Source organism: Escherichia sp. MOD1-EC6842 (assembly GCF_002965705.1).
Taxonomy (GTDB): domain Bacteria; phylum Pseudomonadota; class Gammaproteobacteria; order Enterobacterales; family Enterobacteriaceae; genus Escherichia; species Escherichia ruysiae.
In genome coordinates this window covers 1-6,247 of sequence record NZ_PTRF01000038.1, presented here as the reverse complement: position 1 = coordinate 6,247, position 6,247 = coordinate 1, and the positions used below count along the sequence as shown (strand labels likewise).

The 6,247-nt window shown below is 39.7% G+C and carries 13 protein-coding genes and 5 pseudogenes; 14 read left to right on the top strand and 4 right to left on the bottom strand.

From position 1 onward, the window contains the following. Together A7Z29_RS23890 and A7Z29_RS22740 are read left to right on the top strand one after the other, a co-directional pair. Positions 1–687: RHS repeat-associated core domain-containing protein (locus A7Z29_RS23890; RefSeq protein ID WP_286135447.1), on the top strand; the 687-nt coding region annotated here is incomplete at its 5' end. A 14-nt stretch (positions 688–701) separates the two neighbouring features. Further along, positions 702–1,019 carry a hypothetical protein gene (locus A7Z29_RS22740; protein ID WP_085460360.1) on the top strand — a complete coding sequence of 106 codons (318 nt, stop codon included), beginning with the start codon at positions 702–704 and terminating at the stop codon, positions 1,017–1,019. 41 nt (positions 1,020–1,060) lie between these two features. On the opposite strand, the gene A7Z29_RS22735 is transcribed toward A7Z29_RS22740, so the two are convergent. Beyond that, a complete protein-coding gene (locus A7Z29_RS22735; RefSeq protein WP_286135450.1) occupies positions 1,061–1,321 on the bottom strand; it encodes a SymE family type I addiction module toxin in 261 nt (86 codons plus the stop codon). 166 nt (positions 1,322–1,487) lie between these two features. Here A7Z29_RS22735 and A7Z29_RS23885 point away from each other — a divergent pair. The 3 genes and pseudogenes from A7Z29_RS23885 to A7Z29_RS22725 all read left to right on the top strand — a co-directional run. Further along, positions 1,488–1,571: pseudogene (locus A7Z29_RS23885) on the top strand (RHS repeat-associated core domain-containing protein); the annotation flags it as partial. A 165-nt stretch (positions 1,572–1,736) separates the two neighbouring features. Then, complete coding sequence (locus tag A7Z29_RS23535) at positions 1,737–1,934, top strand: hypothetical protein (RefSeq protein WP_198599437.1); 198 nt, start codon at positions 1,737–1,739, stop codon at positions 1,932–1,934. Continuing rightward, on the top strand, positions 1,934–2,122 hold the full coding sequence (locus tag A7Z29_RS22725; RefSeq protein ID WP_286135446.1) for a hypothetical protein: 189 nt from the start codon (positions 1,934–1,936) through the stop codon (positions 2,120–2,122). Before A7Z29_RS23535 ends, A7Z29_RS22725 begins: the two co-directional genes overlap by 1 nt. 182 nt (positions 2,123–2,304) lie before the next feature. On the opposite strand, the gene A7Z29_RS22720 is transcribed toward A7Z29_RS22725, so the two are convergent. Next, positions 2,305–2,565 carry a SymE family type I addiction module toxin gene (locus A7Z29_RS22720; protein WP_286135449.1) on the bottom strand — a complete coding sequence of 87 codons (261 nt, stop codon included), beginning with the start codon at positions 2,563–2,565 and terminating at the stop codon, positions 2,305–2,307. 166 nt (positions 2,566–2,731) lie between these two features. On the opposite strand from A7Z29_RS22720, the pseudogene A7Z29_RS23880 reads away from it, so the two are divergent. The 3 genes and pseudogenes from A7Z29_RS23880 to A7Z29_RS22710 form a co-directional block, all read left to right on the top strand. Beyond that, positions 2,732–2,821 (top strand): annotated as a pseudogene (locus A7Z29_RS23880) (RHS repeat-associated core domain-containing protein); the annotation flags it as partial. 129 nt (positions 2,822–2,950) lie between these two features. After that, the gene (locus tag A7Z29_RS22715) at positions 2,951–3,160 is read left to right on the top strand and encodes a hypothetical protein (protein WP_105290885.1); all 210 of its coding nucleotides are present in this window, start codon (positions 2,951–2,953) and stop codon (positions 3,158–3,160) included. Beyond that, positions 3,160–3,645, top strand: a complete 486-nt coding sequence (locus tag A7Z29_RS22710) for a CPCC family cysteine-rich protein (RefSeq protein ID WP_105290884.1) — start codon at positions 3,160–3,162, stop codon at positions 3,643–3,645. Before A7Z29_RS22715 ends, A7Z29_RS22710 begins: the two co-directional genes overlap by 1 nt. A 99-nt stretch (positions 3,646–3,744) precedes the next feature. Here A7Z29_RS22710 and A7Z29_RS22705 read toward each other — a convergent pair whose 3' ends face one another. Continuing rightward, positions 3,745–3,927 (bottom strand): SymE family type I addiction module toxin, encoded by a 183-nt coding sequence (locus A7Z29_RS22705; RefSeq protein WP_105290883.1) that lies wholly within the window; start codon positions 3,925–3,927, stop codon positions 3,745–3,747. 193 nt (positions 3,928–4,120) lie between these two features. On the opposite strand from A7Z29_RS22705, the pseudogene A7Z29_RS23350 reads away from it, so the two are divergent. From A7Z29_RS23350 to A7Z29_RS22685, 6 genes and pseudogenes are all read left to right on the top strand, one after another. Further along, positions 4,121–4,202, top strand: a pseudogene (locus tag A7Z29_RS23350) (RHS repeat-associated core domain-containing protein); the annotation flags it as partial. Between the two features lie 11 nt (positions 4,203–4,213). Next, positions 4,214–4,525 carry a hypothetical protein gene (locus A7Z29_RS23440; RefSeq protein WP_157944813.1) on the top strand — a complete coding sequence of 104 codons (312 nt, stop codon included), beginning with the start codon at positions 4,214–4,216 and terminating at the stop codon, positions 4,523–4,525. Positions 4,526–4,537: 12 nt separating this feature from the next. Continuing rightward, positions 4,538–4,855, top strand: a complete 318-nt coding sequence (locus tag A7Z29_RS22695) for a hypothetical protein (RefSeq protein ID WP_157944812.1) — start codon at positions 4,538–4,540, stop codon at positions 4,853–4,855. Positions 4,856–4,970: 115 nt separating this feature from the next. Continuing rightward, a pseudogene (locus tag A7Z29_RS23875) lies at positions 4,971–5,072 on the top strand (RHS repeat-associated core domain-containing protein); the annotation flags it as partial. 87 nt (positions 5,073–5,159) lie between these two features. Continuing rightward, positions 5,160–5,456, top strand: coding sequence for a hypothetical protein (locus A7Z29_RS22690; RefSeq protein ID WP_286135445.1), 297 nt, complete (start codon positions 5,160–5,162; stop codon positions 5,454–5,456). Next, complete coding sequence (locus tag A7Z29_RS22685) at positions 5,453–5,887, top strand: hypothetical protein (RefSeq protein WP_065226382.1); 435 nt, start codon at positions 5,453–5,455, stop codon at positions 5,885–5,887. Before A7Z29_RS22690 ends, A7Z29_RS22685 begins: the two co-directional genes overlap by 4 nt. 44 nt (positions 5,888–5,931) lie before the next feature. Here A7Z29_RS22685 and A7Z29_RS22680 read toward each other — a convergent pair. Beyond that, positions 5,932–6,225: pseudogene (locus A7Z29_RS22680) on the bottom strand (SymE family type I addiction module toxin). Positions 6,226–6,247: the final 22 nt, after the last annotated feature.

Here is a 6,247-nt window from a genome sequence, read left to right as displayed (position 1 = left end):
CTGACGGACAGCGACGGGAAAATCGTGTGGGAGACGGGATACCAGGTCTGGGGAAACACAATACAGGAGAAGGATCATGGCGGAGTGGAGCAGAGCCTGCGCTACCAGGGACAGTACCTCGACAGGGAAACGGGGCTGCACTACAATCTGCACAGGTACTATGATCCGGATGTCGGGCGGTTTACGCAGCCGGACCCGATAGGGCTGGCGGGGGGAATAAACCTTTATCGGTATGCGCCAAATCCGCTTGGATGGATCGATCCTCTTGGATTAACGCCATGTACACCGAAAGGTTTTAGGGATGCAGATGAATTTAATCAATTTGGTCGAGAAATAAGACAAGGTCTTTCTGATGCTGGTTTCCCTGATACTACGCCTATTATTCAAGGTAGTGCTGTTTCTGGGAAAAGTTACCGTACTGGGCAGCCTTTTGATGTAGGAAGAGTGAGTGATTTTGATATCGCTCTTGCAGGTGATGATATTTTGAGTGCAGCCAAAAACGCTGGAATTGCCACCAGAAGTGGTGGATTAAGAACTGGGCCGTTAAAAGCACGGGATCTGGATAAGTTGGGGCTAAAAGGACTAGCAGATAGAATGAGTGAACAATATGGAAGAGACGTTAACTTCATGATTTTTGACTCTATTCCAGCAGCAACTGGTAGAGCACCAAGTATAATATTGCCATAGTTTGTGAGTTAACAATGAGTTACTATGATTTGTATGGATTTTCTGGAAGAGATTTAAATGAGGCTCGTGAATTACTGGAGTCGTCGCTGAATATATTTTTTATCGAAAGGGATAGTTCTTATCATGGTGTCTATTATATTTCAGGTGATAAGAAGCATGAACATTTTATCTTAAAGGAAAATATTGATTTATTAGATAACGAACCTGATGAGATGGATTATCCAGAACATAATTATCTTCTTTATATTAATGATACATCCAGACCTTCTGAATTAAAATACATCATATTGAAATCCGCAAAATTTATTTTACTTAGAAGTGAGCGAGTTTAATTTATAATGAGCCGGGATCATCTTCCCGGCTTTTTTATTATTTAACTCTCGTTCAGCACACTAAACATCCCATCCCGCATCCCCTTAACTACCTGTTTAACCTGATAAAGTTCCCTGCGCAGTTCCTGTACTTCGTTGTTATCCGCTAGCAGGATCAGGCAACCTTCCGAGATCTTCACGGTAACACCCGTGCCGATCTCAAATCCCGCTTCTCTCAGCCATTTGGCGCTGATTTTGATCACCGGCGTGTCGCTGCGGTTGGGCAGATAACCCACGGTACAGTGGCGCTGTGTTTTGGAAATGATATTTTTATATTTAATCTGCTGATTAGATAGTAAAATTAACTTCGTGCAGATAGCTTACTTTATCAGGGGGCGGCGGTAGCGTATGAACTATGACGTGATGGTTTTAGTGATTTATAGACGAAACTGACAGTACGATCCGGACTTCGATTAGATTGCGCGATTTGATCCGATAGGCTTAAGGGGCGGTTTAAACCTTTATGCTTATGCGCCTAATCCGTTAAGCTGGATCGATCCTCTTGGATTAAGTGCCGCCTCTGATTTACCTCAATTAAAAGGAAGATCCCCAGGGGCAATAGGTTCTATTCTTACTGATAATGGATTCAATTTAGATAAACAAACAAGTACCGGGAATCAGACTTGGAGCCACGCCGATGGTTCTAAAGTTCGTGTCGATCCCTATGGAAACCAAAGTATGACTATGAAAAACGGTGATCCATTACCGAAATCAGGAGCTAACGCACATGTGCATAAATATGATCCCGGTGAGATACCGCTGAATGACAGAGGCATTCCGAGTACAAATCCAAATGAAACACATATAGGGATCCAAATGATTATTCTACAAAACGAGGGCGGACCCATGGGTGCGGCGTATAAGGTAAGAAATTAATGAGTGTTGAATATGTTATACATGTCGATGATAAAGTAGATAATTTACTTTCTTTTATTGTCGATAGAATAAAGGTAAATCAACCATCCTCTCGAATTAATACTGACGGTTCACTTTGGATTCCATCTAGCTATTCAAATTGGATTGATTTTTCAATAGAAGATCATGAGGATGGTTTTTTATTGTAAACAATTTAAATGGAAGTGATAGAGATAAATTATTTTCACTGATATTTACTGCCTTTCATGAATTATCTATAAAATATGAAATAGAAGAAGTCTAATGAAAGCCGGGTTTTTGGACTGACCCCATAAAGTTGGACACCCAACTGATTAAGGTGTAGTCCAACATATTCCCGGCTTTTTATTATTTAACTCTCGTTCAGTACACTAAATATCCCGTCACGCATACCCTTAACCACCTGTTTAACCTGATAAAGTTCCCTGCTCAGTTCCTGTTCTTCATTGTTATCCGCAAGCAGGAACAGGCAACCCTCCGAGATCTTCACGGTAACGCACGTGCCGATCTCAAATCCCGTTTCTCTCAGCCATTTTGCGCTGATTTTGATTACCGGCGTGTCGCTGCGGTTGGGCAGATAACCCACGGTACAGTGGCGCTGTGTTTTGGAAATGATATTTTTATATTTAATCTGCTGATTAGATAGTAAAATTAACTTCGTGCAGATAGCTTACTTTATCAGGGGGCGGCGGTAGCGTATGAACTATGACGTGATGGTTTTAGTGATTTATAGACGAAACTGACAGTACGATCCGGACTTCGATTAGATTGCGCGATTTGATCCGATAGGGCTGAGAGGCGGATTAAACCTCTACCAATATGCGCCTAATCCGTTAAGCTGGATCGATCCTCTCGGACTTAATAATTGTGGTATCGCTGGCTCTGTTAAGTGGAAAAGCTTTAACCCGAACAAAAACCCTGTAACAGGTCAAACTGGATTACAATATCACTATGCAAAACATGGACACGAATTCGGTAATATTACACAAAATCAGTATATGGCAAAAGCGAAAGAATTTGCTTCAAAACCTTTAACCGAATCAATGCAAGAAGCAAAAGTAGGCAATTTTGTAATCAGACATGATAAAAATACCGGTGAAATATTTGTAGGGCATATGGGGAAAAGAGAAATGAGGACGTATTATATAGATGATGGACGAAGTAAGACTCCATTTCAGGATGCAATTAATTTAGCTGGGGAAAAATAATGTATATAGAATTCCTTCACACAGAGGTTATTAATTTTCTTTCCTCTTATTCATTATTTACTTTAAGCTCTGACGACAGAGCTACCCTTTTGTATGAGAATGGACTAATAGACGCTCCAGAATCATCCTTATCTAATAAGCAAATGTTTAATAACGATATTATTGACGTTTATAAGTTATCTCCATTAATAAGAAATAAGTATCTGGAAAATAAGGTTAAAGAAGTTACTGGGAATGAAATAAAAATCATTGATCATTCTGATAGTGAAATCACTGGGATTCATTGTGCTGCTTGCAGATTTATTGTTTTTGACAAATATGAAGACTCTGTTTTTGAAATATGTCCCGTTTGTGGTTGGCAATCCGACTCATTGAGTGAGGATGGTTACAGTAAATTAAATGGCGTTGATTTAAAAACCTTTAGAAATACCTCTTTATATAAAGATAATGTGTCAAAATATATGGATGTGTACATTAGGGATTAGTTACTTGTATGACCGGGAAGGGAATTGAACCTTCCCGGCTTTTATTATTTAACTCTCGTTCAGCACACTAAACATCCCGTCACGCATCCACTTAACTGACTATTTAACCTGATAAAGTTCTTTGTGCAGTTCCTGTACTTCGTTGTTATCCGCAAGCAGGATCTGGCAGCCTTCCGAGATCTTCACGGTAACGCCCGTGCCGATCTCAAATCCCGCTTCTCTCAGCCATTTGGCGCTGATTTTGATCACCGGCGTGTCGCTGCGGTTGAGCAGATAGCCCACGGTACAGTGGCGCTGTGTTTTGGAAATGATATTTTTGTATTTAACCTGCTGATTAGATAGTAAAATAAACTTCGTGCAGATAGCTTACTTTGTCAGGGTGTGGCGGTAGCGTATGAACTATGACGTGATGGTTTTAGTGATTTATAGACGAAACTGACAGTACGATCCGGACTTCGATTAGATTGCGCGATTTGACCCGATAGGGCTGGCAGGTGGGATAAACCTCTACCAATATGCGCCTAATCCAGTAAGCTGGATAGATCCGTTGGGGCAGATGTGTGCTACTTTGAAGAAAAGTAGTCATGCTTTACAAAGGCATCGTGAAGGTCGACCTATTGGTGCTGTTATTAATGATCTTCAAAATGCGCGTTCTAGCGATATATTAAAGCAATCAGATGGGCGGTGGGTTGTACTGGGACCAAATGACAGAGCACATATAATTGAAAAAGATGGTTCTGAAATTGTCACATCTATGAGGGATATCTCTAGGAAAAATATCCAACATCGAATGAATCGAAATACTGACCGATGGGAAAGACCAACTCAAAGTGAACTTGATGAGTTTAGAGATATATTTAGTGATTATGTAAGATTTTAATAGGTGAGAGAAATGTATTTATTGGAACATAGAAATCCCTCAGGAACAGTAAATCAATTTCATATTGATGTATCAGAAGACGGTTTGATGATTTATGAATCGTGCATAAATTATGTATTAGAAAATTGTAGCGATCAGGAAGTTTATGACGTTACTGGTTGTGAAAATAGAGAGGCATTGAAGGAAATACAAAAGGATATTATCTCTATTTTATATTACCATGCTGCCAGGGATTTATTTCCTGCACGTTATTTAGAACCTGCAAATAAGCATCAAGATTTAGATGAATTATCATATATAGGTATAAATATATCCGGTTTTAATAAATAATTGTGAAGCATCTGAGTTGCATGCAGCGAGTGTAATCGCAGAAGGTAATAAACACTGCGCTGCTTCTTTATCTTTAAGGGATGCATCTTGAGTGTGAGTATACTTACTCAGGTGCTACGATCCGGACTACAGGCGGTTTACCCAACCTGACCCGATAGGGCTGGCGGGGGGACTGAATCTTTACCAATACTCACCGAATCCAATAAGTTGGATCGACCCGCTGGGATTAACAGGGGAGTGGGTTAATCCCAAAGATATTAATTTTTCTCAAAGAACAATATCACCTCATGATTATGCCGATATTATGCGTAATGGTGGTTGGGATTGGGACAGGTCTCCATTAAGAGTAATTGATATTGATGGGCAATTAGTTTCTTATGATAATAGGCGATTAGACGCAGCTCTAGAGGCCGGATTAGATAAGGTTAAAGTCATTAGAGTTGACCCTAATGCTCCTCATCCTGACTCATCTACTGGAAAAACATGGTTACAAAAATTCCGAGAGAGATTTAGAGAACGAAGAAATATAAAGGCCGGTGGAATAGTACCAGATAAAGGATTAAATTCTCGACCGGAAAGAACATCAAGAGGTTGCAAATGAAAAATATTATTCAGTTATGGGAAGATGGTTTATTACCGATAAAAGATGCTATTTACTTTTCTAACGGTGAATCTTTCCTTTGTAAAATAACATCTTACCCTACTCCTTGTATTGAGAAAAATGGTGAGTTTGATTTCTCTGCCTTTTATGAAAAAAATAAAGATGAAGTTACTGATATTGATAAGTCTAGAGAAGTTAAATTAGCGAATAATTGCTATTGTTGCATTGGAGAAGGTAGTTATGGTTCTGAAGGATTTATCGCATATCTCGATGAAAATAAAAACTTAGTTTGGGTTCTTTATTCCGAAGAATCTAATCCATTTATTAATATAACTGAATATACATCTGATATTATTATAGTAGAATCAAGTTCTAATATTAGACTAAGAATAAATATAAACAATCCAGTGGATTTAGAATTGGCATTTTAAATAAAAAGCCGGGTGAAATTAAATCTTCCCGGCTTTTTTATTATTTAACTCTCGTTCAGCACACTAAACATCCCGTCACGCATCCCCTTAACCGCCTGTTTAACCTGATAAAGCTCCCTGCGCAGTTCCTGTACTTCGTTGTTATCCGCAAGCAGGAGCAGGCAGCCTTACGAGATCTTCACGGTAACGCCCGTGCCGATCTCAAATCCCGCTTCTCTCAGCCATTTGGCGCTGATTTTGATCACCGGCGTGTCACTGCGGTTGGGCAGATAACCCACGGTACAGCGGCGCTGTGTTTTGGAAATGGTGACTTCTGGCGTAATATCGTGTTCAGCCATGATTAACTACCTTGATTAGTTG

Excerpts from the sequence above, each read along its gene's own strand:
- A7Z29_RS22740 (WP_085460360.1), top strand. The coding sequence starts at position 702 with ATGAGTTACTATGATTTGTATGGATTTTCTGGAAGAGATTTAAATGAG.
- A7Z29_RS23535 (WP_198599437.1), top strand. The coding sequence starts at position 1,737 with ATGACTATGAAAAACGGTGATCCATTACCGAAATCAGGAGCTAACGCA.
- A7Z29_RS22725 (WP_286135446.1), top strand. The coding sequence starts at position 1,934 with ATGAGTGTTGAATATGTTATACATGTCGATGATAAAGTAGATAATTTA.
- A7Z29_RS22715 (WP_105290885.1), top strand. The coding sequence starts at position 2,951 with ATGGCAAAAGCGAAAGAATTTGCTTCAAAACCTTTAACCGAATCAATG.
- A7Z29_RS22710 (WP_105290884.1), top strand. The coding sequence starts at position 3,160 with ATGTATATAGAATTCCTTCACACAGAGGTTATTAATTTTCTTTCCTCT.
- A7Z29_RS22695 (WP_157944812.1), top strand. The coding sequence starts at position 4,538 with ATGTATTTATTGGAACATAGAAATCCCTCAGGAACAGTAAATCAATTT.
- A7Z29_RS22690 (WP_286135445.1), top strand. The coding sequence starts at position 5,160 with ATGCGTAATGGTGGTTGGGATTGGGACAGGTCTCCATTAAGAGTAATT.
- A7Z29_RS22685 (WP_065226382.1), top strand. The coding sequence starts at position 5,453 with ATGAAAAATATTATTCAGTTATGGGAAGATGGTTTATTACCGATAAAA.